This is a genomic window from Nocardia sp. NPDC050435, assembly GCF_040655395.1.
In the GTDB taxonomy this organism is placed as follows: domain Bacteria; phylum Actinomycetota; class Actinomycetes; order Mycobacteriales; family Mycobacteriaceae; genus Nocardia.
On the sequence record NZ_JBFAJW010000012.1, the window covers coordinates 67885 to 89725 of the forward strand.

Here is a 21841-nt window from a genome sequence, read left to right on the forward strand (position 1 = left end):
ATGTCGAAACGGCGTTTCCGCGCGGTCGTGGCGGTCTTGGCGGGTGTGGCGCTGGCGGCCACCGCGTGCGTGAAGTCCTCCGACACCGTGCACGAGGTGTTCGCGGATCCGGCCGGCACGCCCGGCTATTCGCTGCCGGAGAATCCGCGCGTGGTGGCGCTGGGCTGGTCCGACGGCGCGGTGGCCGCGGAACTGGGCGTGCTGCCGGTGGCCGTCTACGACTGGATGAGCTTCGGCGCGGCCACCAAAGGCGTCGGCGAATGGGACGCGGCGGCTTTCGGCGACAGCACCCCCGAACTGCTGTCCGCGCAGAGCGCCGGTGACTTCAACATGCAGCAGATCCAGGAGCTCGAGCCGGATCTGATCCTGAACGTGCGGGCGAAGGCCGACAGCGGCGTCACCGACAACCTGCGCAAGATCGCCCCGGTAGTCACCGCGCCGGCGGGAACGGGCGATTTCGCGGTCGACTGGCAGACCCAGGCGAAGCTCATCGGCGCCGCGCTGGGCAAGCGCGCGGAAGCGGACAAGATCATCGCCGAGACCACCGGCGCGCAGCGGTCGGTCGCGGCCGCGCATCCGGAATTCGCGGGCAAGACGTTCGTCTATGCCGCCAAATACGGCACCGCCTACGGCGCCTACCTGGCCGGGGACGCCCGCTTCGACTTCTTCGCCGATCTCGGTTTTGTGCCGAATCCGCCGGTCACCCGGTTGCAGAGCTCGGGCTTCTTCGCCCAGGTACCGGTGGAGCGGGTGGGTGACCTGGACGCCCAGGTCGCCGTCTTCACCACCATCGGACTGCCGTTCGCCGATCTCGAGAACGACAGCCTGATCAATTCGCTGGCCGTGGTCCGCGACGGTCACGCCGTGCGGCTGCCCGACGACGATCCCGCTGTGCAGGCCCTGGCGGCGGGCACTCCGAAATCGCTGCGGGTCGCGCTGGAGCGGATCACCCCGCAGCTGGCCGCCGCCGCCCGGTAATCACCGCGGCACGGATTCGCGGCTGTCGAAGGCGCGCAGTCCGGCGAGCACACCCCACAGCACGAGGATCAGCACGCACCCGCCCGCGCCGTAGACGAGGAACACGGCGCGGGCGGGAAACGTAGACGACACCACACCCGCCACGACCGCGCCCAGCGACAGCGCGATGGTCAGCTGCGCGGTCCACAGACCCGACACCCGGCCGCGGAACTCGTCAGGGGTCTCGGCCTGCACGACCGCGAACCGGGCGATATCGCTCACCACCCGCCCGGCGCCGTGCGCGAGCAGGCCCGCGAAGACCACGGCCGTGGCCGCCACCAGCCCGGCACCCGCGATCCCCGCCGCCGACAGGAGGGTGGCCGCGAAGACGACCTGGCCGCCGCGCCGCATCGATCCGGTCCAGCCCGAGGTCAGCGAACCGAGCACCGCGCCGGCCGCCGGCGCCGCGAACAGCAGCCCCACCGTGGTTTCCCCGCCGTGCAGCACCTCGCTCACATAGCCGGGAATCAGCACGTTCCACCCGGACAGCAGCATCGTCACGCAGCCGACCAGCAGCGTCGCCCCCACCACCCGATGCCCGGCGACGAACCGCAACCCGGCCAGCACGGCCCGCACCGGACTGTCGCCGCCATCTCGCTCGGCGTTCATCGGTCCGAGGCGGGCGATGAGCACGGTGGTGACCACGCCCGCCGCGGCCGCCAGCCAGAAGTTGGCGGCGACGCCGAGCCAGGCGATGAGCAGACCCGCCAGCGCGGGCGCCACCATGTGGCCGAGGTCGGCGGTCAAGGCCATCAGGGCCGCACCGGCCGCCAGCTTGTCCGGCGGGACTAACCCCGGCACCGCCGCGACCAGCGCTGTCTCCGAGATGCCGCCGGTCAACCCGTCCACCACCGCGCAGACCAGGATGATCCACAGCCGCGGTTCGGGCAGCATCGCGTTCACCGCCAGCAGCGCGAATCCGAGCGTGGCGGCGGCGCGCGAGCCCACGATCACCGCGCGCCGGTCGTATCGGTCGGCCATCGGGCCGCCGATCAGCGTGCCCGCGAACGCCGAGACCCCGATGAGGGTGGCCACGGTCGCGACCATGGCGGTGGCGCCGGTGAGCCGATACACCTGGATCGGCAGCGCGACCACCAGGAACCCGATGCCGAACACCGAGATCGTGCGGGCCGCGAACAGGGTCGCGAAGGCGGGACTGGTGCGCAGCGGATCCAGGTCGATAGCGATCCGGCGCTCCCGGGCCATGCGTGCGGCTCCTCTCGTCGTGGCAACGCACCCGGAAAAGGCCGCTGATTCGCAAAGCCTACGAACCCGTCGTGATCGGTCCTACGGTCGGGCCTGCATCAACGGCAATACGGCACGCGGTGCAAGAATGCGGCGACTGGCGTGCACGTGTCGTGGCGTCGTTTCCTCCACGTCCGTCGATACCATTCCGGCTATGGCGGACTTCAAGATCGGCGATACCGTACGCGTCGTCGGCTCGACGATGACCGGAAATGTCGGCACCGTCGTCTATCTCGACAGCGGCACCGGCAAGTACCTCGTCCGAATCGGGGGAGCGACGCAGAATTACTTCACCGTCGACGAGCTGGAGTTGTTCACGAGCTCGTAGAATCGGTGGTGAAGTTCGTACAGGGGGAGGTTTCGGGCGTGGCCGCTTCCGACAACCGACTGGCCGCGGTGATCGTGTGGGCAATACAAGTCTTCGTGCCCCTGATCCTCTGCGGGGTCGCCTATTTCATTTTGATGCTGCTGGCCCAGCGCCCCGCCGACGGCGGGGACTGGGCGTGGCTGGTGGCGCAGAGCGCGGTGTTCGCGGCGCTGCTCGTCGGGTGCAATCTGATTTACGAGAAAGTTTGCCGCCGCTGACCCGCCGTCACTGCTCGGCGCCGGGCAACCAGTAGCGGGAGCCGTCGCGGGTGCGGTCGAGTCGTCCGCCGACGACCAGGTAGCGGCGCAGCGCGGCGTAATCGTCGAAGATCGCCGCGAGGCGTTCGTTGACCTGCTGCTCGGTATAGAAGACATTCGGCTCGAAACGCGTGCGGGCGATAAAGCTGAGCAGCATTTCCCGTACCGGGCGGCGACGCGTCTTCAACGAGGGCATCGCCACCAGCCGGCCATCGCGAAACAACCGGTCGATATCCGGGTCGCCGCTGCCGCTGCCGCCGTCGATGCGCTCGCCAACCATCGCCTTCTCACTCATGCCGTCAGTGTCGTGGCACCCCGCCCGCCCGCGCAACGGGATTTCGCGGAGCTTCAGTACCCCTGGGCGCGTTGCCAATCGAGGTAGCGGTCGAGCCAGAAATCGCAGGGCAGCCCCCGCTCGCCCTCGGCGAAACCGTGCCCGCCCCGGTCGTAGAGGTGCAACTCCACCGATCGCCCGGCAGCCAGCCAGTCGCGGTGCAGCGCGAGATTGCCCGCGAGGACGTTCTCGCCCGGATCGTCGGCGGCCAGGCAGAGGAACAGCGGCGGAGCCGCGGGCGGCACCCGGTACTCGTGCCAGATCGGCGGATAGATCGGCGCGGCGAAGTCGGGCCGCGCGGCCGGGTCGGGATCGGTCGCCGCACCAACGGTCAGCAGCCCACCGGCCGAGAAGCCGAGCATGCCGACGCGCTGCGGGTCGACGCCCCAGTCCGCGGCCCGGCCCCGCACCACCCGGACCGCTTGCTGGGCGTCTCGGAGGGCGACGCGGGAGTGCGCCCGGATCTCGTCCATCGAGAGCTCGCCCCACCGCCGCTGGAAGTCGGCGTCCGAGGGTGCGGACGGCAGCAGGCGGTAGCGCAGGACGAAGGCGGTGATGCCCTGGGCGGCAAGCTTTCTCGCCACGTCGGTAGCGGTCTCGGTGAGCGTGACGAAACTGCCACCCGGACAGACGATCACCCCGGATCCGGTAGCCCGCCCGGGCGCCGCGGGGTGCACCACGCACACGGGCCGGGTGACATTGCGGATCACCCGCAGGTTCCGATGCCCCGCTACCTCCGGCAGCACCGTCTCCTGCCCGGTGCTGGAGAGCGCATCTTGCTCCGGCCACAACGGAACCATGTCGGCACGCTCAATGCTCATCGACGGTCACCTTCCCGGAATCGCCGTCGACGGTGACCCGCTGACCCGTCCGAAGGCGGCCGGTCGCGTCGCCGGTGCCGAGCACCGCCGGAATGTGGTACTCACGTGCCACGATCGAGCTGTGACTGAGCGCGCCGCCGACATCGGTCACGATGGCCGAGGCGAGAGCGAACAGGGGCGTCCAGGCCGGGGTGGTCATCTTGGCGACCAGCACGTCGCCGGGGCGCATCTGATCGAACTCGCCGGGGCCGTTGATGATTCGGGCCGGTCCCGTGGCCCGCCCGGGACTGCCGGGGGTGCCCGCGACGGTGTCCGCGTGCTCGGCCGACTCGCCCGAGCCGAAATCGATGCCCAGGATCTTCCCGCTTGTGGCCACCGGCAGGACATGCGGCGCGGACTGCGTGCGTTGCGCCCGCCACGTCGCGCGCCGCTCGGCGATCGCGGAGCGTGCGTCGGCCACCGCGGACCCGGCGTCCAGCTCGCGCGCCGCCGCCCGCAACTCCGGCAGGGGCAGCCAGTAGACATCGTCGGGCTCGGCGATCGCCCCCGCCGCGACCAGCCGCCGCCCGAGTTCACCGGCCAGCCGCTGCACTGCGGGCCAGCCCGCACCCACCTCCGCCAGCGCGTCCTCGCGCAACGGAGCCGCCGACTGGGCCCACCCGAGCAGCCACGACGCCGGGCGGCCCGCGAGGCCCTTGGCCGCCAGCCGCCGCATCGCCGCGGTGCGGGCTTGGACGGCGGTGCGCTGGCGCGCATGGGGATCCGGTGCGTCCCCCGTTAGGAAGAAGCTCAGGACGCGCAGCTGCCCGGCCGGATCGTCGGCCGGCAGCGGCTTGGCGAAATCGAGGTCGTAGATCATGTCGCCGAACTCGGCCAGGTGCCGCTGGAAGCGTTCGCGGAATTCCGGCCACGCCGGGTTGTCCGATTCGGTGGCCGACATGCTGATCAACTCGGCCAGACCCGGCTGCTCCCGCACCCACCGGGCCAGATCGAAGAGCGCTTGTTCGCCGCGGATCGGCTTGCTGTCGAAGCCGAGCAGGAAGGTCGCCGCGGGCGGATCGTCGGCGCCTCGCACCAGCCGATACGCCTTCGTGAACAGTGATTCGCTGAGGTAGGCGGCGGGCAGCGCGCTGCCCTGGATGGTGAGGTAGTACCGGGCCGCCTCGTCGGTGATCTCGCCGATGCCGTCCAGCAGCCGTTCGGCGGGCTGCTCGACCGAGGTCCACCGATCGGCCACCGCCCGGTACCGGTCGCGTGCCGTGCGCCAGCGCTCCGGCGCGGTGCGGAGCAGTTCTGGCAGCGTCCGGCTCAGAAACCTGGGCTGCGCCAACGCCATTCGGATCAGCAGGCTGCCGCGGTAGTCGACGTTGTAGTAGCCGTAACCGTTGATGATCGCCAGTGGTTCCCGGAAGTAGGGCAGGTGGATCGCGCGATAGTGCGCCAGCGTCGCCCGCTCCCAGGCCGGGATGCCCACGGTGGCGAACAGCGGCGACAGCGGTTCGGGCAGTAACTCCATCACGCTGCCGCGGATGTATTTTCCGTGCGGATCGGGCAGCTCCCAGCGTGGTTCGGGCTCCGGGAGTGCCGTGATGGGGCGGGCCTGCAGAACGAAAAGCTGTCGATCGTGCTCGGCCCATTCGATGTCCATGGGCTGTCCGTAGAACTCCTCGATCCGCACCGCGAGCCGGGTGAGTTCGGCTTCGGTCGCCTCGTCCAGCGCCGGCCGGCGGCGCTGTTCCGGCGGCACCGCCGCCTCGCGGGTGCCCTGCGCGGTGCGCACGGTCATCGACTGCTTGTCGCTGATCTGCCGCTGCCGGACCGCCCCGTCCCGCTTGCCGATGACGACGGTGTCCGGGGTGACCTGACCGCTGACGATGGCCTCGCCCAACCCCCACGCGGCATTGATCAGCACCTCGTCGCGCGCCCCGGTGAGCGGATTCGCCGTGAACGCCACCCCGGCCGCAGCGGCGGGCACGAGTTCCTGCACGACGACCGCCAGCGCCACCTCGTCGGCGGAAATCGCCTGGCGGACACGGTATCCGATCGCGCGGTCGGTCCACAGCGAGGCCCAGCACCGGGTGACCGCGGCCACCACCTCGTCCGCGCCGGTGATGTCGAGATAGGTCTCCTGCTGGCCCGCGAACGACAGGTCCGGCAGGTCCTCGGCGGTGGCCGAGGAGCGGACCGCGACCGCCACCTCGCCGAGTTCGGCGTAGGCGTCCCGGATCGCCTGCTCGATCGGGGCCGGAATCGGTTGTGCGGCAAGCAGTGCGGCGATCTCGGTGGCGGCCGTGCGCCAGGTTTCCGGCTGGTCGGCCGAGACCCGGGCCGCCACCTCGAGGATGCGATCGTGCAGCCCGTCGGCCGCGACGTATCGGCGGTAGGCGGTGGTGGTCACGTGGAATCCCGGCGGCACGGGCAACTCGGCCGCGGCCATGCGGGCCAGCGAACTCCCTTTGCCGCCCGCGAGCTCCAATGTCGCGCGGGCGTCGGCCAGGTCTAGCGTGTAGGTATCCGGTTGAGTAGCAACGGTATTCACAGCATCTCCCAGAATCAGGCGGAAAAGGCGGCCCGGGTTCGCGTCAGCGCGTCCAGCAGGTAGGACTTGCCTGCCGCCAGATCGGGGCCGCCGGGTGGGGTCAATCCGAGGTCGAGCAGATCGGCGAGCGTGTCGACCACGGTGTCGGTGCTGGGCCCGCTGGTGCTCGAAAACGTCTGGCGCAGTGCCGGTGTCAGCGCGTCGAGCAGGAACGCCACCGCGGTGGCGTCGATATCGGCGCGCATCGCTCCGGCCTCCTGCATGCCCGCGAGAAAGCCCGCGGTGCCGACGTCGTCGAGCCGATCGAACAGGGTGCCCGGCTTGCGCAGATACTTGCCGAACACCGCCTCGTCGCGCGCGACGATGGCCGCGGCCAACGGCAGCGCCCGCAGCGCCCGCACCATCGCCCGATAGATACTGGCCACCGTGCCGCCGCCCGGGTCCGCGGCCAGGGCCGCCGACCACCGCTCGGCATAGCGCTCCAGCTCGCGCCGCCCCGCCGCCTCGACGAGCTCGTCCTTCGACTTGAAGCACAGATACACCAGCCCTCGGTGCAGCGAAACCGCCTCCGCGACATCGCCCATCGTCAGTTTCTGGTACCCGCCCCGCAGCAGCAGTTCGACCGCCGCATCGAGGATCGCCTGCTCCCGTTCGATCTCGTTGACAACCACGTTCTTGACCTCTTGACGAATTTCGACAACTTGTCAAAACCGAACGTACGCCGCCGGGAGGACGGCGTCAACGGTGGTCCTGGCCGTAGGCGAATCGGACCTCGACTGCGTGGGGCCGCAATGGTTCAGAGTGACAAACGATTCGACGGCTGCGGAGGGATACACGCGACGCTGTGATGGCAGACGTCGATCGGTTCGCCCGCCGGGCGGTAGGTGCTGCTCATATCAAGTCAGTGCCATACGGGTGCGGTTCCAGAATTATTCTGTAGCATCGATCGAGAAGTGTTGGGGCTGCCACGCTTCGGTCGACGAAGGGGACGACAATGGGGATCAGAACGAGAATCGCTACCGGGGCAATGAGTGTGGCGCTGTTCACGGCGGTGGCAGGTGGAGTGGCCGGAGCGCAGTTCGAGGGTGATCACACCGCGATCACGCCGCAGCAGTGCATCGAGGGCGGCGGCGTGGTGCGGGGCGCGATCTGCGAGGGCGGCTATTACACCGGCTGGATCACTTTCTAACGCTCGAAGGTATGCTCGAGCATATCGATCAGGGTTTCGCGAACCTCAGCGCACCCACGATCTCGGTCGGCGAGCAGTAGGCCGGCCAGTGGCTGTGGCGTCGCGGACCGGCCGATAGGCCCAGCGGTCACCGACAGCGACCAGCGCCGCGCGTCCGGCGACTGGTCCGGCTAGCCTCGGACAGTGGAATTTCCAGCGATCGATCCGTTCACCGAGGGGCTGCTCGACGTCGGCGACGGCAATCAGGTGTACTGGTGCGTCAGCGGCAACCCGACCGGCCGGCCGGTGCTCGTCGTCCACGGCGGACCGGGCAGTGGAAGTAGCGCGCGGGCACGAAAAGCGTTCGATCCGAGCATCTTCCGGATCGTGCAGTTCGATCAGCGCGGTTGCGGGCGCAGTGTCCCGAGCGCCGCCGATCCGCGCACCGACATGGCGGTGAACACCACCGGCCACCTGATGGCCGACATGGAGCGACTGCGCACCCACCTCGGCATCGACCGGTGGCTGCTGTACGGCGGGTCGTGGGGTTCGACCCTCATCCTCGCCTACGCCCAGCGGCATCCGGCGCGAGTCACCGGGATCGTGCTGGTCGGCGTCACCACCACCCGCCGTCACGAGATCGATTGGCTCTACCGGGGACTGGCGCGGCTCCTCCCGGCCGAATGGGAGCGATTCGCCGCCGCGGCCCCAGGTGGCGGCGACCTGGTCGAAAACTATCGTCAGCTCCTCGAAGATCCCGCGGTGCGCCACACCGCGGCGACCGAATGGTGCCGCTGGGAAGACGCCGTGATCGCCCACGAAACCCTGGGCAGCCCAGGGCAATACAGCGCCAAACCGGATACCGCCATGCTCGCCTTCGTTCGAATCTGCACGCACTATTTCGCGCGCGGGGCATGGCTCGACGAAGGTGTGCTGCTGCGTGAAGCCGGACGGCTGAACGGAATTCGAGGCCACCTGATCCACGGCCGCCTGGATCTGAGCGCGCCCCTGGATACCGCGTGGGAACTCGCGAAAGCGTGGCCGGAAGCCCGCCTGCACGTCATCGAGGACTCGGGCCACACCGGAAGCCCCGCCATGGGCGAGGCCGTCGCCCGGGCTATCGCCGACTTCGCGTAACCCGGTGTCGGTGCGATCGGCTAGAGTCGGTGATCGCGCGAAACGGGGGATGGGCATGGGTGAGTCGACGTCGGCGCGAGTGCGACAGGGCTGGTCCCGGAATCGGCCGACGCGGCATCGGATCGCGGGATGGTTGGCGCTCGGGGGCTGCTTGGTGTGGGCTATGCAGGCCCTCGGCGCATGGATTCAGTCGCAAGAAGGCAAGTGGCAGAACAAGGAATACCTGTCGGCCGGCGGATTCGTCGTCGACGCCGACGACCTGATGCTGTTCTCGTGCTTCGCCTTCCTGCTGATCGCCGGGCTGCTGGGCTACGGCGCGGTGATCCTGTTGGGGGGCAACGAAGTCGGGCGGTATCCGCTGCTGACCGGAGCGTGGCTGGTCGTTTTCGGGCAGTTGTTCGCGGGCATACTCGCGGCGATTCCGATCGACGCGTTCTACTACTCACCACCGGCCAACCTCGTCTTCTCGACGATTCTCGTGGTCTTTCCGCTGTTCGCGATTCTGTGTCTGACCGATAGTCGTCGCAGTGTGACACAGGCCACGTAGCTCGGCTGTCACAGCCCGCCGGTCCTCGGCATCTCTTGTTCGTTCGACAGACGACACAAGCGAGGACACCATGACTACTTCACAGCCCACGATCGCACTGGTCACCGGAGCGAACAAAGGGATCGGTCAGGCGGCGGCCCACCAGCTCGCCGCGCGGGGAACGACGGTGCTGGTCGGCTCTCGCGATCCGGAACGCGGGGAGCGGGCTGCCGCGGCGATCCGGGCGACCGGCGGTACGGCGCACGCGCTCACCCTGGAAGTCACCGACGCGGCCGGTATTCGGGCGGCGGCGCGGTCGATCGAAGATCGCTTCGGCTACCTCGACATCCTGATCAACAACGCGGGGATCAGTGGTTCCGGCCAGGTCGACCCGGCCGACGCCGTCGATCAGATTCCCAGCACCGTCGAGCTGGACATGGTTCGAAAAGTGTTCGAGACCAACGTCTTCGGCGTGATCGCGGTCACCAACGCGATGCTGGGATTGTTGCGCCGGTCACCGGCCCCGCGCATCGTGAATGTCGCGAGCCACGCCGGTTCGCTCACCCTGTTCAGCGACCCCGACGGCCCGTTCGCGGCGCTGCTGCCGTCCGCGGCGTACTCGCCGTCGAAGTCGGCGCTGCTCTCGCTGACCGTCAACTACGCCAACGAGCTACGCAAGGACGGTTTCCTGGTCAACGCCGTCGCGCCCGGCTACGTCGACACCGACAGCAACAACCACACGGGTTTCCTCACCGTCGAGCAAGGAGCCGCGATTCTGGTGCGCATGGCCACCCTCGGCGCGGACGGGCCCACCGGCGGATTCTTCGCCGAGGACGGCCCGGTTCCGTGGTAGCCGGCCCTTCAGTGACCGGCCCGCAGTAACCGCACCGGCCGCAACGCCTGCGGCGGCGCGCCGTCGAATTCCGGTGTGCCGCCCAGGTAATCGGCGATGAGTTCGGTTGCGGGATGGTCGTCGATGTCGGTGAAGCCGAGCGTGCGCAGCTGTTCGGCGAGGTCGCCGGGCGCGAAGTAGCTGAACCACGGCTCGCCGACAGCGCTCGCCCGCTCCGCCCGAGCCAGCAGTTGCGCACGATCTTCGTCGGTGTCGGCCAGATAGTCGAAGACCACCTCGACCGGACCGGAGTGCCCGGCAATGTATTCCAGGGTGGCGCGGGCGGCCTCCGGCGTCAGATAGAAGATGACGCCCAGCCACACGAACACGGCCGGCTCCGCCCGGTCGAAACCCGCGGCTTCCAGTTGCGTTGCCAGCGAGTCGGTTTCGAAGTCGACCGGCACGAAGGTCAGGCTCTCGGGCAGATCGATGCCGGAGGTGTCGAGGCGCTCGCGCTTCCACGCCTGGGTAGCCGGATGGTCGACCTCGAAGACCCGCAGCCCGGCATCCGGGTTGCGATAGGCGAAGGTGTCCAGGCCCGCACCCAGGATCACCACCTGCCGCGCACCGGTCGCGGCCACACGGTCCTCGGCGAAACGCGACCGCGCGGCGAAGAACAATCGGCGCGGCCGATCGCCGACTCCGAGCCGGAGCATCTTCAGCCCGTCGTCCTCCTCGGCGCCCGCGGGCCGGCCCAGCTCGCCGAGCTCCTCCACCGTTACCCCGAGCAGCCGCGCCGCGAGCGGATCGGTGAGGATCCTGGGCTCATCGACGAGCTGATGATAGGCACGCGCATAGGCCGTAGTGAGCGCTGTCCGGCTAGGTCCGTCATGGTCCATACCCGAGAAGCTACTCATCCTCCCCGCCCGCGCACCATGAACTCGGCCACACGCGGCGTCCGATAACCGCCGGTATTCCGGACGCACGATCTCGATAGTGAAGGCATGACGATATCCGCCACGCCCGCACCCAAGCTCGTTCTCGAGCGCATGTACCAGGCCGAATCCGAGTATCTCGCCGCCGGCGGCCCAGGAATCGCCTCCTTCACCACCCTCGCCCCGTTCTTCGCCCCCGACGTCGTCCTGACCCAGGCGGACTCCCTGCCCTACGGCGGCGTCTGGCGCGGCCACGCGGGCCTGGAACAGTTCTTCCAGGCGATGACCGCGACCTGGGACCGTTTCGACCTGCTCGACCAGTCATTCCTGTCCGAGTCGAACCCCCTGATCGTCCTCACCCACGTCCACGCCCGCTCCCGCACCACCGCCCGCGAACTCGATTTCCCCATCCTGCAGACGATTACGGTGACCGACGGCCGCATCAGCGAGGTCCGCCCCTTCTACTGGGACACCGCGGCAATCGCCGCGGCCTGCGCCTCGGCCGATTCGGTCTCAGAAGGCTGACGGAGACCGACACGGGCGGCGGGACTCGCCGCCTTCGGTGCCGCGCACGTGGTCGGCCCCGTCACCGGTCGCAGGCGATTCCGTCGTTGTCGCGATCCAGTCCGGATCGGTAGCCCGGCTCACCACGATGCAGGGGGGCGGCGCCGGCGGCTCGCACCGCATCGCAGTCGGCGTAGTGCACACGCGCCGGAGCAGGGGGAGGTGTCGTCGACTCCGCAGTGGGTGGTGCCACAAAAGGTTGCGGGGCGGGCACGCGGGTCGACGGCAAGGGTGGCACCGGCGGGGCCGGACTGAAGGACGTGGGTGCAGCGGGCACCGTGGTAGTCGCGGGCGCGACCGGTGCGGCGGAGACGACCGGTGACGAGCTGACCGGTGCAGAAGTCACCGGCGAGGACATTGTTGTCGGAAGGGCAGGGGCAGAACTCGGGGGACTCTTCTGCTCCGCGTCCCCGCTCTTCTGATCCGGTGCGGTGAGGCCGATGAGAAAGAACACGACGAACGACGCGGCGAGGAGCCATCCCGCATGCTTACGGCTGCGCAGCCGAGCCCAATGCAGGTGTCCTCGCACCAAGCCGATCACCGCGATTAACACCATAATCAGCCAAATCAGCGCGAGCACCCCTGCTACTGCCGCCATCCGATGACTCCTCCAGTTCCGGCTCATGGAGACTGCGGGAGCCCGATGCGACTCTCGGTGTCTCGTTCGATGCCTGAACTATCGGCGGAGTTCGAGCTTCGTTTCATTCACCGCCGCCGGATCGAACCGACCGATGAGTTTTCGACCTTGCTCCCGTCAGAACGGTTATGACGACACACAAGCTCGAAACTCCCGGCGCGACGATCACCTACGACGTGCACGGACCACTGCCGACAGCGGACGGGCGGCCGCCGCTGCTGATGGTCGGCCTCCCGATGGACGCCTCGGGTTTCACCGCCCTCGCCGCGTATTTCACCGATCGCACGGTTGTCACCTACGACCCTCGGGGTCTCGGCCGCAGCGTCCGCGCCGAGGGGCAGCTCGACAATTCCCCGGCCGTCCACGCCGCGGACGTGTACGCCGTCATCGAGGCGCTCGACAGTGGACCGGTCGAGGTCTTCGCCAGCAGCGGCGGGGCCATCGTCACGCTCGCGCTGGTGACGGCGCATCCGGGCGCGGTGCGCACGCTGGTGGCGCATGAACCGCCGGTGCTGTCGGTGCTGCCGGATGCCGCAGCGGCCGAGCGGGCGGCGGCGGGGTATCGCGAGGCCTACGCGCAGAAGGGATTCGGCGCGGGGATGGCGGGCTTCATTGCGATGACGTCCTGGCAGGGCGAATACAGTGACGCGTATTTCGCCGCGCCCGCCGCCGACCCGGCGATGTTCGGCCTGCCGGTCGAGGACGACGGCTCCCGCGACGATCCGCTGCTGTCGGAGCGGGCCGAGGTGGTCACCAGCTACCGGCCCGACATCGCCGCCCTCACCGCCGCGCGGACCCGGATCGTGATCGGCGTCGGCGAGGAGTCGACCGGCACGGTCACGGCCCGCACATCGACGGCGCTCGCCGAGCGGCTGGGGCAGAAGCCGGTGCAGTTTCCCAGCCATCACGGCGGCTTCACCGGCCCGGAGTCCGGCTACCCGGGCCAGCCGGAGCCGTTCGCCCACGTCCTGCGTCAGGTCCTCGGCTGAGCTGCCGGCCGGTCCAGCACGCTGGACCGGCCACGGGTCAGATCAGGGACGGCAGGATCAGATCCCGATAGCGCTGTTTCATCCGCTCGAGCACGACGTTTCCGTCGCCGGCCCAGATCTCGGCATTGAAGATCTCGACCTCGACGTCACCGCGGTACCCGGCGTCGCGAACCCACCGGCCGATGCTCGCGAAGTCGATCACGCCGTCGCCCATCATGCCCCGCGACAGCAGTGGGTCGGCGGCCATCGGATCGAGCCAGTCGCACACCTGATACGAGCTGATCCGTGCGGCGCCGGCGCGGGCGATCTGTTCCTCCAGCGTCGGATCCCACCACAGATGGAAGGTGTCGACCACGACGCCCACCGCCTCCGCCGGATAGGGCCGCGCCATCGACAACGCCTGTCCCAGTGTGGAAAGCACGGCGCGGTCGGCGCAGAACATCGGATGCAGCGGTTCCAGGGCGAGCCGGACCCCGCGGTCGGCCGCATAGGGGACCAGCCGCGCCAGCCGGTCCTCGACCCGCGCCCGCGCGGCGGCGAGGTCGCGGTCGGCGAGCCCACCCATGACCATGACCAGTTCGCGGGTGCCCAATGCCGCCGCGTCGTCGATGGCACGGCGGTTGTCGTCGAGGGCTTCCTGCCCGTCGCCGGGCGCGGTCAGGAAGCCGCCGCGGCAGAGGCTGGAGACGCGCAATCCGGCATCGGCGACCACCTTCGCCGCGCGGGCCACCCCGATCTCCTCGACGCGGTCGCGCCAGAGTCCGACCGCGCCGAGCCCCGCCCGGGCGGCCCCGTCCACCGCTTCGATGAGCGTCCAGCGTTTCGTGGTCGCGGTGTTCAGGGACAGCGCACCATACGGGTCATCGAGATCGTACGGCCGAGACGATGTCATGCGCGCAGTCCGTTCAGCTCGAGGTAGACCCGCATCCGATGCGCGGCCAGGTCCGGGTCCGACAGCAGCCCGGCCCGATCCGCCAGCCGGAACAACTCGGTCAGATGGGGCACGGAGCGTCCCGTGGCGAGGCCCGCCACCATCGAGAAGCCGGGTTGACGGCCGTTGAGCCAGGCCAGGAAGGCGATACCCGTCTTGTAGTAGTACGTGGGTGCGGCGAAGATGTGACGCCCGAGTTCCCTTGTCGCGCCGAGGATCTCCGCCGCGCGCGCCGCGTTCCCGCGATCGAGTTCCTGCAGTGCGGTGGAGGCGGCCGGGTAGATGGCCGCGAAGATGCCGAGCAGCGCGTCCGAATGCCCCTGTGCGTCACCGATGATCAGCTCGGGATAGTTGAAATCGTCGCCGGTGTAGAGCCGTACGCCGTCGGGCAGCGCCCGCCGCAGCGCGACCTCGTGTGTCGCGTCGAGCAGCGACACCTTGACCCCGTCGATCTTGGCGCGATTGTGCTCGATGAGCGCCCGGAAAGTCTCGGTGGCGGTATCGATCTCGGCGCTGCCCCAGTATCCGTGCAGCGCGGGATCGAACATGGTGCCGAGCCAGTGCAGGATCACCGGCCGATCCACCTCGGCCAGCACCTTCTCGTAGACGCGCACATAGTCGGCGGCCGACCGGGCCACCCGCACCAGCGCCCGTGAGGCCATCAGGATCACCTGCGCCCCGGCCTCCCGCACCACCTCGATCTGCTCGCGATAGGCATCGACGATCCGGTCGAGCCCGGCCGGGCCGGACGGCAGTGCCGCGAGATCGAGCTGGTCGGTCCCGGCGCCGCAGGCGAGCCGGCCGCCGGCCGAGGCCGCCTCGGCGCCCGTGCGGCGGATCAGTTCCGCGGTCGCGAGCCAGTCCAGACCCATGCCGCGCTGCGCGGTGTCCATGGCGTCGGCGACCCCGAGACCGTAGGACCACAGTTCGTGCCGGTAGGCGAGCGTCGCGTCCCAGTCGACGGTGGCGGGCGCGCCCGGGGTGTTGTCCGCCGTGGCGCGCGGAATCACATGCGCGGCAGCGAAAGCCACCCGCGAGGTGATCGGACCGGTCGGTCGTGTCCACACTCCCGGTGCGCCCAGGACGTAGGGTTCGAGCCGCGCACCGGCGGGTAGCAGAACGGAGACGTCCGTGGCTGCCGCGGTCACAGCGTCACCTCCGGGATCTCGATCCGGCGGCCTTCGGCGGAACTGCGCAGTCCCAGTTCGGCCAGCTGCACGCCGCGCGCGGCCGAGAGCAGCCCGTAGCGGTGCGGCCGCTCGTGCACCACGTCGGCGAGGAATTCCTCCCACTGCGCCTTGAATCCGTTGTCCAGCTCCGCGTTCGCGGGCACGTCCAGCCATTGTTCGCGGAACGGCTCGGTGACCGGCAGGTCGGGATTCCAGACCGGTTTGGGCGTGTGCGAGCGGTGCTGGGCGACGCAGTCGCGCAGGCCGGCCACGGCGGAGCCGTGGGTTCCGTCGATCTGGAATTCGACGAGCTCGTCGCGGTACACCCGCACCGCCCAGGACGAGTTGATCTGGGCGACAACGCCGCCGGCCAGCTCGAAGATCGCGTAGGCGGCGTCGTCGGCGGTGGCCGGATAGGGCCGGTCGTGCTCGTCCCACCGGGTGGGGATGTGGGTCGCGGTCTTGGCGGTGACCGCCTCGACCTTGCCGAGCAGGCCCTCGAGGACGTAGTTCCAGTGGCAGAACATGTCGACGACGATGCCGCCGCCGTCCTCGGCGCGGTAGTTCCAGCTGGGCCGCTGCGCGGGCTGGCCGTCGCCTTCGAAGACCCAGTAGCCGAATTCGCCACGTAGCGAGAGGATCCGGCCGAAGAATCCTTCGTCGACGAGCCGGCGCAACTTGACCAGACCGGGCAGATACAGCTTGTCGTGCACGACGCCGGCGGTGACGCCGGCGTTCGCGGCGATGCGGGCGAGTTCGACGGCCTCGGCGAGGGTTTCGGCGGTCGGCTTCTCGGTGAAGACGTGTTTGCCCGCCTTCATCGCGGCCGCGAGCGCCTCGACGCGGCGCGAGGTGACCTGGGCGTCGAAGTAGATGTCGACGGAGGGATCGGCGATGACGGCGGCCGCGTCGGTGCTCCACTCCGCGATGTCGTGCTCGGCGGCGAGTGCGGCGAGCTTGGCGGCGTTGCGGCCGAGCAGGATCGGCTCGATCTGGACGCGGGCCCCGTCGGGGAGCAGCAGTCCGCCGGCGGCGCGGATCGGCAGGATCGACCGCAGCAGGTGCTGGCGGTAGCCCATGCGGCCGGTGACGCCGTTCATGGCGACGCGGAGCGTGCGCGGGGCAGGGGTGGAATCGGGCATTGGATTGTGCCTCTTCTGATTTGCGTGACCGACGACCCGCAGAATGGGTCGTGGACGGTGTGCGGGGAGTCCGCACACGTCGAGTGGACAAGTCAGCTCGGAATGCGCTTTCCAAGCTATGCTAGTCACCGAGTCCGGTCAACCCCCACGCCTACCGAGAGAACGAGGCACGAAGCCATGGCGGCTGTGAGATTGCAAGACGTCGCGATCCGGGCGGGCGTCTCCCAGGCAACCGCGTCCCGAGTGCTCAACGGCTCGTCGCGGGTCCCCGGCGAGGAGGTCGCCGACCGGGTGCGCGCCGCCGCCGCCGAATTGGGCTATGTGCCGAATGCCCAGGCCCAGGCGCTCGCCCGGGCCTCGACCGGCCTCATCGGACTGGTCGTGCACGATATCGCCGACCCGTATTTCTCCTCGATCGTGCAGGGCGTGCAGGGGGCGGCGCGACGGGCGGGCAAACTCGTCCTGCTGGCCAGTACGCAGCGGGATTTCGATATCGAACGCGAGTCGGTGAGCACCTTCATCTCGCACCGCGCCGACGCGATCATCCTGGCGGGCTCGCGCCAGAGCGGTGATCTCGACCGCGATCTGGAGCGGGAGTGCGCGCGGTATCTGGACAACTGCGGCAAGGTGGTGGTGATCGGCCAGCCGCTGTCCTTCGGTGCGGCGGTCGAGCCCGAGAACCGCGTGGCCGCAGCGCAATTGGCGCACGCGCTGCTCGGGCAAGGGCACCGGGATTTCGCCGTGATCGGCGGTCCGGGCCACATCAGGACGGCCGTCGACCGGCGCAACGGCTTCGTCGAGGCGCTGGCGACACAGGGCGTGACGCCGCTGGTCGAGATCGCCGGCGACTTCTCCCGCGACGGTGGTTTCAGTGCCGCCCGCCGCCTGGCCGCCGCGCTGGAGCTGCGCCCCGGCAACGCCGCACCCTGCGTGTTCGCGGTGAGCGACGTGATGGCGATCGGGGCGATCGCGGCGTGGCGTGAGCTGGGCCTCGCGGTGCCGGGCGACGTCTGCGTCGCCGGTTTCGACGATATTCCGACGCTGCGTGATCACGTCCCCGGGTTGTCGACGGTGGCGCTGTCGCTGGTCGATATCGGCGAGCGTGCCGTCGCGCTGGCGCTGGACGCCGCGGCGACGGCCGAGCGGGCGCACGAATTCGCCCCCGGCCGTGTGATCCTGCGCGACAGCACGGTTTTCCGGCCGGTCTGAGCTGCGGAGATTCGAAACCCTTGACACTGTGTGGGCGGTCACACTAGCCTCGGTCCCAGCTTCGGAAAGCGCATTCCCAGCGGGTGCAGTTCGAACCCCGCTCCACTACTAGCTTTAGGACTCCAGATGGCGGTAATCACGTCCGTCGGGGCCGATTCCTCTGCACCGAAGGCGACGCAACCCGTTCGCGCCCGGCGCCGGAAGCTCCCATCCCCAGCCACGCTGTGGTCGAACATCTGGCGGCCGCTGGCCCTGGTGGCGGCGCTCGCCGTCGCCTGGTGGGCGGTCACGAAGTTCGAACTCGTCGAGCCCTACATCCTGCCGTCGCCGGGGGACACCTGGCGCACCACCGTCGACAATTCGGCCTACCTGCTCGAGAACACCTGGGTGACCACCTACGAGACGGTGGCCGGCTTCCTCATCGCCGCGCTGGTCGGCGAGGCCGTCGCGCTGATGATGATCTACTCCCGCGGCGCCGAGCGGACGATGTATCCGCTCATTCTCTTCGCCCAGGTGATCCCGAAGATCGCGATCGCGCCGCTGTTCATCGTGTGGCTCGGCTTCGGCACCAGCCCCAAGATCCTGGTCGCCGTGCTGATGGCGTTCTTCCCGATCGTCATCTCCGGCATGGCCGGGCTGCGCTCGGTGGACCCGGAAATCCTCGAACTCACCTCCACCATGGGCGCGAGCAACTGGAAGACGTTCGTGAAAGTGCGTTTTCCGGCCTCGCTGCCGCAGTTGATGTCCGGCCTCAAGATCGCGGCCACCCTCGCGGTCACCGGCGCCGTCGTCGGCGAATTCGTCGGCGCCAACGAGGGACTCGGCTATGTGATCCTGCAGGCCAACGGAAACATCGACACGGCGATGCTGTTCGCCGCCCTGATCATCATGTCCCTGCTGGGCATCATCCTGTTCGCGATCATCGAAATCGCCGAGCAGTTCCTCATCCCCTGGCACGCCTCCCGTCGATCCACGGCCTCGGTCGTCGGCGGCGCGTGAGCACGTCGCACCATTCGCGTCACAGCTGGAGAACTCGCATGAAATTCGGAACTCGCACACTCACGACAGTCGGCGCCGCCGCGCTCGCCTCGGTATTGGCCCTGACCGGCTGTGGCGGCGGCGGCAAGGACGCCAAGGAGCCCGGCGCCGACGGGAAGACCACCGCGGTGTCGCTGATGCTCAACTGGTACCCCTACGGCGAGCACGCCCCGTTCTACTACGGGATCCAGGAGGGCATCTTCGCCAAGCACGGGATCGATCTGAAGATCTCGGCCGGGCAGGGCTCGACCAAGACCGCCCAGGCCACCGGGTCGAAGCAGACCGACTTCGGCTGGGCCGATACGCCGGCCGTGCTGAGCAATATCGACAAGGGCGTGAAGATCAAGAGCGTCGGCGTCTTCTTGCAGACCACGCCCTCGGCGGTGCAGGTCTTCGCGGATTCGAATATCCGGACACCGGCGGATCTGGTGGGCAAGACCATCGCGGTCTCGGCCGGTGACGCGCCGACCACGACCTTCCCGCTCTATCTCGACAAGGCGGGCGTCCCGGCGGACCGGGTCACCCAGCAGAGTCTCGATTCGGCGGGCAAGATGTCGGCGATGCTCTCGGGTCGCGTCGACGGGCTGATCGGGTTCGCGCACGATCAGGGGCCGACCATCGCGAACAAGAGCGGCAAAGAGGTGCGCTATCTGCGGTATTCGGAGCAGGGGCTGAACTTCTTCAGCAACGGGCTGATCGCGAACCAGGGCACCATCGAATCCTCGCCCAAGCTCGTCCAGGCCATGGTCGACGCGACCAGCGAGGCCTTCGCCGCGGCGGTCGCGAATCCGGACGCGGCGGTCGCCGCGATGCAGGGCAAGGATCCGCAGCTGCCGCCGCAGCAGGTGCTGCTGCAGCAGTGGCAGCAGACCATCCCGCTGCTGAGCACACCGGAGACCGCCGGCAAGGCGCCCGGCACCAACAGCGCGGCGAACTGGCAGGCCACCGTCGAGGTGCTCAGCAGCGCGAAACTGCTCGAGAAAGCCGAGGACCCGGCCAAATACTGGGACTCGGCGTTCACCCCCACCGGCAAGCCGTGAGCAGGTGACCAGATGAGCACACCCACCGAAACCCTGGCCCGGACCGATACCGCGGTCGCGGTCACCGACCTGACCGTCCGGTTCTCGTCCAAACGCGGCGAAGTCACCGCCCTGCACGAGGTCGATCTCCAGGTCGGCCGCGGCGAATTCGTGTCCATCGTCGGCCCGTCCGGCTGCGGCAAGTCGACGCTGCTCAAGGTCGTTGCCGGGCTGACCGAGCCGAGCGGGGGCCGGGTCGAACTCGGCGGTGCCCCCGTGCGCGGTCCGCAACGCGATATCGGCTACGTCTTCCAGCGCGCCGCGTTGCTGGAATGGCGGACGGTCCGCAAGAACATCCTGTTGCAGGCCGAGATGCGCGGCATGGACAAGCGGGCCGCGGCGGCCGAGTGCGCGCGGCTGATCGAGATGACCGGGCTCGGCGGCTTCGAGAACGCCCTGCCGCACGAGCTCTCCGGCGGTATGCAGCAACGGGTTTCGCTGTGCCGGGCGCTGCTGCACCGGCCCGCGGTGCTGCTGATGGACGAGCCGTTCGGCGCCCTCGACGCGCTCACCAGGGAACGGATGAACGTCGAACTGCATCGGATCTGGCGCGAGACCGGCACCACGGTATTGCTGGTCACCCATTCGGTGGCCGAGGCCGTCTACCTCGCCAACCGGGTGGTCGTGATGAGCCCGCGGCCGGGCGAGATCATCGAAGTGCTCGACGTGGATCTGCCCGCGCACCGCGACTACGCCACGACGATGGAGACGCCGGAGTTCATCACCGTCGCCAACCGGGCCCGGGACCTGCTCGGCGCGGTGGCGCAGGCGGATTGAGCGGAAGGACGATCGCGTGCGGGTTCTCCTCGCCCCGGACAAGTTCAAAGGCAGCCTGAGCGCCGCCGAGGTGGCCGACGGGCTGGCCGCGGGCTTGACGGCGGCGGGGGTCGGCAGTCACCGGATCCCGCTGGCCGACGGCGGCGACGGCAGCGTCGAGGCTGCCGTGGCAGCGGGTTTCACGCCGCGGCCGGTGACGGTGGCCGGCGCGGCCGGAACCCCGCGGTCCGCGCGGATCGCCTTCGGCGACGGCACCGCGGTGGTGGAGGTCGCCGCCGCCTGCGGTCTCACCACCCTGCCCGGCGGCCGCCCGCTACCGCTGGACGCGAGCAGCCTGGGCCTGGGACAGGCTGTCGCCCAGGCTTTGCGGTACCGGCCGCGGCGACTGGTGCTCGCCCTCGGCGGCAGCGCCAGCACCGACGGCGGCATGGGTTTGCTCGCGGCGCTCGGCCACACCTTCGCCGACGCTGAGGGCAGACTGCTGCGCCCCTGCGGGCGCAACGCGGGCCTGGTCCACACCGTCGACTCATCCCGAGCGCAGTCCTTGACCGGCGTCGAGATCGTGATCGCGGGCGATGTCACCAATCCCTTGCTCGGATCCAGCGGGGCGGCAGCGGTGTACGGCCCGCAGAAGGGAGCTACCGCGGCCGAGGTCCGGTTTCTCGACGCCGGTCTGGCCAACCTGGTCGAGGCGTTCGCGCGCAGCGGCTACCCGCACGCCCGGACGGTCGCGGCCGCGGCCGGCGCGGGCAGCGCGGGCGGAATCGGTTTCGCGGCGTTGCTGCTCGGCGGCACTCTCGTCTCCGGTGCCGAGTTCTTCCTCGACCTGGCCGAATTCGACCGGCACCTACCGGGATTCGACCTGGTGGTGACCGGGGAGGGCAGTATCGACGCGCAGACCGCGCACGGCAAACTGCTCTCGGTGCTGGCCCGGCGCGCCCGCCCGGTGCCGGTGGTCGCCGTCGCCGGCCGGAGCACGCTGCTCCGCCACCAGTGGGGCCCGGCCGGCTTCACCGCGATCCACGCCCTCGGCGACTACACCGACCGGGAAACCGCCGCCGACCCCGAACTGACCCGGCGGCTGCTGACCACGATCGGGCGCCGGATCGGCGGCGTCGCCGTCTGAGT

The 21841-nt window shown here is 69.4% G+C and carries 24 protein-coding genes; 14 read left to right on the plus strand and 10 right to left on the minus strand.

The genetic code is table 11. The features are described from left to right. Entirely contained in the window at positions 1 to 978 is a 978-nt protein-coding gene (locus AB0I43_RS31895; RefSeq protein WP_356976313.1) for an ABC transporter substrate-binding protein, read from the plus strand. Here the strand turns inward: AB0I43_RS31895 and entS are convergent, their stop codons facing one another. Further along, entirely contained in the window at positions 979 to 2223 is a 1245-nt protein-coding gene (gene entS / locus AB0I43_RS31900) for an enterobactin transporter EntS (protein ID WP_356976314.1), read from the minus strand. Positions 2224 to 2416: 193 nt separating this feature from the next. Between entS and AB0I43_RS31905 the strand changes: the two genes are divergently transcribed. After that, entirely contained in the window at positions 2417 to 2590 is a 174-nt protein-coding gene (locus tag AB0I43_RS31905; protein WP_356976315.1) for a hypothetical protein, read from the plus strand. Between the two features lie 38 nt (positions 2591 to 2628). Continuing rightward, positions 2629 to 2847, plus strand: coding sequence for a hypothetical protein (locus AB0I43_RS31910; RefSeq protein ID WP_356976316.1), 219 nt, complete (start codon positions 2629 to 2631; stop codon positions 2845 to 2847). 7 nt (positions 2848 to 2854) lie between these two features. On the opposite strand, the gene AB0I43_RS31915 is transcribed toward AB0I43_RS31910, so the two are convergent. The 4 genes from AB0I43_RS31915 to AB0I43_RS31930 are packed head-to-tail and all read right to left on the minus strand — an operon-like array spanning position 2855 to position 7251. Next, positions 2855 to 3181 carry a DUF2087 domain-containing protein gene (locus AB0I43_RS31915; RefSeq protein ID WP_356976317.1) on the minus strand — a complete coding sequence of 109 codons (327 nt, stop codon included), beginning with the start codon at positions 3179 to 3181 and terminating at the stop codon, positions 2855 to 2857. A gap of 53 nt (positions 3182 to 3234) precedes the next feature. Next, on the minus strand, positions 3235 to 4041 hold the full coding sequence (locus AB0I43_RS31920) for an alpha/beta hydrolase (RefSeq protein ID WP_356976318.1): 807 nt from the start codon (positions 4039 to 4041) through the stop codon (positions 3235 to 3237). Continuing rightward, a complete protein-coding gene (locus AB0I43_RS31925; RefSeq protein ID WP_356976319.1) occupies positions 4031 to 6580 on the minus strand; it encodes a PEP/pyruvate-binding domain-containing protein in 2550 nt (849 codons plus the stop codon). The genes AB0I43_RS31920 and AB0I43_RS31925 overlap by 11 nt, the downstream gene beginning before the upstream one ends. Before the next feature lie 14 nt (positions 6581 to 6594). Then, positions 6595 to 7251 carry a TetR/AcrR family transcriptional regulator gene (locus AB0I43_RS31930; protein ID WP_356976320.1) on the minus strand — a complete coding sequence of 219 codons (657 nt, stop codon included), beginning with the start codon at positions 7249 to 7251 and terminating at the stop codon, positions 6595 to 6597. A gap of 356 nt (positions 7252 to 7607) precedes the next feature. Here AB0I43_RS31930 and AB0I43_RS31935 point away from each other — a divergent pair, with 356 nt between their 5' ends. The 4 genes from AB0I43_RS31935 (at position 7608) to AB0I43_RS31950 (ending at position 10264) form a co-directional block, all read left to right on the plus strand. After that, positions 7608 to 7769: a hypothetical protein gene (locus AB0I43_RS31935; protein ID WP_356976321.1), complete on the plus strand. Its 162-nt coding sequence runs from the start codon at positions 7608 to 7610 to the stop codon at positions 7767 to 7769. A 183-nt stretch (positions 7770 to 7952) separates the two neighbouring features. Then, positions 7953 to 8885 (plus strand): prolyl aminopeptidase, encoded by a 933-nt coding sequence (gene pip, locus AB0I43_RS31940; protein WP_356976322.1) that lies wholly within the window; start codon positions 7953 to 7955, stop codon positions 8883 to 8885. A 163-nt stretch (positions 8886 to 9048) separates the two neighbouring features. Then, positions 9049 to 9432, plus strand: a complete 384-nt coding sequence (locus tag AB0I43_RS31945) for a hypothetical protein (RefSeq protein WP_357433168.1) — start codon at positions 9049 to 9051, stop codon at positions 9430 to 9432. Between the two features lie 70 nt (positions 9433 to 9502). Continuing rightward, the gene (locus AB0I43_RS31950; RefSeq protein WP_356976326.1) at positions 9503 to 10264 is read left to right on the plus strand and encodes an SDR family oxidoreductase; all 762 of its coding nucleotides are present in this window, start codon (positions 9503 to 9505) and stop codon (positions 10262 to 10264) included. Positions 10265 to 10272: 8 nt separating this feature from the next. Here the strand turns inward: AB0I43_RS31950 and AB0I43_RS31955 are convergent, their stop codons facing one another. Beyond that, entirely contained in the window at positions 10273 to 11142 is an 870-nt protein-coding gene (locus tag AB0I43_RS31955) for a class I SAM-dependent methyltransferase (protein WP_356976327.1), read from the minus strand. Between the two features lie 105 nt (positions 11143 to 11247). Between AB0I43_RS31955 and AB0I43_RS31960 the strand changes: the two genes are divergently transcribed. After that, positions 11248 to 11703, plus strand: a complete 456-nt coding sequence (locus tag AB0I43_RS31960) for a nuclear transport factor 2 family protein (protein WP_356976329.1) — start codon at positions 11248 to 11250, stop codon at positions 11701 to 11703. A 61-nt stretch (positions 11704 to 11764) separates the two neighbouring features. On the opposite strand, the gene AB0I43_RS31965 is transcribed toward AB0I43_RS31960, so the two are convergent. After that, positions 11765 to 12367, minus strand: a complete 603-nt coding sequence (locus tag AB0I43_RS31965) for an excalibur calcium-binding domain-containing protein (protein WP_357433170.1) — start codon at positions 12365 to 12367, stop codon at positions 11765 to 11767. A 140-nt stretch (positions 12368 to 12507) separates the two neighbouring features. On the opposite strand from AB0I43_RS31965, the gene AB0I43_RS31970 reads away from it, so the two are divergent. Beyond that, positions 12508 to 13368 (plus strand): alpha/beta hydrolase, encoded by an 861-nt coding sequence (locus tag AB0I43_RS31970; protein ID WP_356976333.1) that lies wholly within the window; start codon positions 12508 to 12510, stop codon positions 13366 to 13368. Positions 13369 to 13405: 37 nt separating this feature from the next. Here AB0I43_RS31970 and AB0I43_RS31975 read toward each other — a convergent pair whose 3' ends face one another. From AB0I43_RS31975 to AB0I43_RS31985, 3 genes are read right to left on the minus strand one after another with little or no spacing between them, the layout of a single operon-like run. After that, positions 13406 to 14260, minus strand: coding sequence for a sugar phosphate isomerase/epimerase family protein (locus AB0I43_RS31975; RefSeq protein WP_356976335.1), 855 nt, complete (start codon positions 14258 to 14260; stop codon positions 13406 to 13408). After that, complete coding sequence (locus AB0I43_RS31980; protein ID WP_356976336.1) at positions 14257 to 15447, minus strand: dihydrodipicolinate synthase family protein; 1191 nt, start codon at positions 15445 to 15447, stop codon at positions 14257 to 14259. Before AB0I43_RS31980 ends, AB0I43_RS31975 begins: the two co-directional genes overlap by 4 nt. Beyond that, the gene (locus tag AB0I43_RS31985; RefSeq protein ID WP_356976338.1) at positions 15444 to 16610 is read right to left on the minus strand and encodes a Gfo/Idh/MocA family oxidoreductase; all 1167 of its coding nucleotides are present in this window, start codon (positions 16608 to 16610) and stop codon (positions 15444 to 15446) included. The genes AB0I43_RS31980 and AB0I43_RS31985 overlap by 4 nt, the downstream gene beginning before the upstream one ends. A 177-nt stretch (positions 16611 to 16787) precedes the next feature. Here AB0I43_RS31985 and AB0I43_RS31990 point away from each other — a divergent pair, with 177 nt between their 5' ends. From AB0I43_RS31990 to AB0I43_RS32010, 5 genes are all read left to right on the plus strand, one after another. After that, on the plus strand, positions 16788 to 17819 hold the full coding sequence (locus tag AB0I43_RS31990; protein ID WP_356976340.1) for a LacI family DNA-binding transcriptional regulator: 1032 nt from the start codon (positions 16788 to 16790) through the stop codon (positions 17817 to 17819). 126 nt (positions 17820 to 17945) lie between these two features. Then, positions 17946 to 18818: an ABC transporter permease gene (locus AB0I43_RS31995; RefSeq protein WP_356976342.1), complete on the plus strand. Its 873-nt coding sequence runs from the start codon at positions 17946 to 17948 to the stop codon at positions 18816 to 18818. A 38-nt stretch (positions 18819 to 18856) separates the two neighbouring features. Next, positions 18857 to 19897 (plus strand): ABC transporter substrate-binding protein, encoded by a 1041-nt coding sequence (locus AB0I43_RS32000; protein WP_356976343.1) that lies wholly within the window; start codon positions 18857 to 18859, stop codon positions 19895 to 19897. Positions 19898 to 19909: 12 nt separating this feature from the next. Then, a complete protein-coding gene (locus AB0I43_RS32005) occupies positions 19910 to 20713 on the plus strand; it encodes an ABC transporter ATP-binding protein (RefSeq protein ID WP_356976344.1) in 804 nt (267 codons plus the stop codon). 16 nt (positions 20714 to 20729) lie between these two features. Further along, positions 20730 to 21839 carry a glycerate kinase gene (locus AB0I43_RS32010; RefSeq protein ID WP_356976345.1) on the plus strand — a complete coding sequence of 370 codons (1110 nt, stop codon included), beginning with the start codon at positions 20730 to 20732 and terminating at the stop codon, positions 21837 to 21839. Positions 21840 to 21841 lie beyond the last annotated feature (2 nt).

What these genes read in the sequence shown, in the direction of transcription:
- AB0I43_RS31895 (WP_356976313.1), top strand. Translation starts at nt 1, where the DNA reads ATGTCGAAACGGCGTTTCCGCGCGGTCGTGGCGGTCTTGGCGGGTGTG.
- entS (WP_356976314.1), bottom strand. Translation starts at nt 2,223, where the DNA reads ATGGCCCGGGAGCGCCGGATCGCTATCGACCTGGATCCGCTGCGCACC.
- AB0I43_RS31905 (WP_356976315.1), top strand. Translation starts at nt 2,417, where the DNA reads ATGGCGGACTTCAAGATCGGCGATACCGTACGCGTCGTCGGCTCGACG.
- AB0I43_RS31915 (WP_356976317.1), bottom strand. Translation starts at nt 3,181, where the DNA reads ATGAGTGAGAAGGCGATGGTTGGCGAGCGCATCGACGGCGGCAGCGGC.
- AB0I43_RS31920 (WP_356976318.1), bottom strand. Translation starts at nt 4,041, where the DNA reads ATGAGCATTGAGCGTGCCGACATGGTTCCGTTGTGGCCGGAGCAAGAT.
- AB0I43_RS31935 (WP_356976321.1), top strand. Translation starts at nt 7,608, where the DNA reads ATGAGTGTGGCGCTGTTCACGGCGGTGGCAGGTGGAGTGGCCGGAGCG.
- AB0I43_RS31945 (WP_357433168.1), top strand. Translation starts at nt 9,049, where the DNA reads ATGCAGGCCCTCGGCGCATGGATTCAGTCGCAAGAAGGCAAGTGGCAG.
- AB0I43_RS31950 (WP_356976326.1), top strand. Translation starts at nt 9,503, where the DNA reads ATGACTACTTCACAGCCCACGATCGCACTGGTCACCGGAGCGAACAAA.
- AB0I43_RS31955 (WP_356976327.1), bottom strand. Translation starts at nt 11,142, where the DNA reads ATGGACCATGACGGACCTAGCCGGACAGCGCTCACTACGGCCTATGCG.
- AB0I43_RS31960 (WP_356976329.1), top strand. Translation starts at nt 11,248, where the DNA reads ATGACGATATCCGCCACGCCCGCACCCAAGCTCGTTCTCGAGCGCATG.
- AB0I43_RS31965 (WP_357433170.1), bottom strand. Translation starts at nt 12,367, where the DNA reads ATGAGCCGGAACTGGAGGAGTCATCGGATGGCGGCAGTAGCAGGGGTG.
- AB0I43_RS31970 (WP_356976333.1), top strand. Translation starts at nt 12,508, where the DNA reads ATGACGACACACAAGCTCGAAACTCCCGGCGCGACGATCACCTACGAC.
- AB0I43_RS31975 (WP_356976335.1), bottom strand. Translation starts at nt 14,260, where the DNA reads ATGACATCGTCTCGGCCGTACGATCTCGATGACCCGTATGGTGCGCTG.
- AB0I43_RS31985 (WP_356976338.1), bottom strand. Translation starts at nt 16,610, where the DNA reads ATGCCCGATTCCACCCCTGCCCCGCGCACGCTCCGCGTCGCCATGAAC.
- AB0I43_RS31990 (WP_356976340.1), top strand. Translation starts at nt 16,788, where the DNA reads ATGGCGGCTGTGAGATTGCAAGACGTCGCGATCCGGGCGGGCGTCTCC.
- AB0I43_RS31995 (WP_356976342.1), top strand. Translation starts at nt 17,946, where the DNA reads ATGGCGGTAATCACGTCCGTCGGGGCCGATTCCTCTGCACCGAAGGCG.
- AB0I43_RS32000 (WP_356976343.1), top strand. Translation starts at nt 18,857, where the DNA reads ATGAAATTCGGAACTCGCACACTCACGACAGTCGGCGCCGCCGCGCTC.
- AB0I43_RS32005 (WP_356976344.1), top strand. Translation starts at nt 19,910, where the DNA reads ATGAGCACACCCACCGAAACCCTGGCCCGGACCGATACCGCGGTCGCG.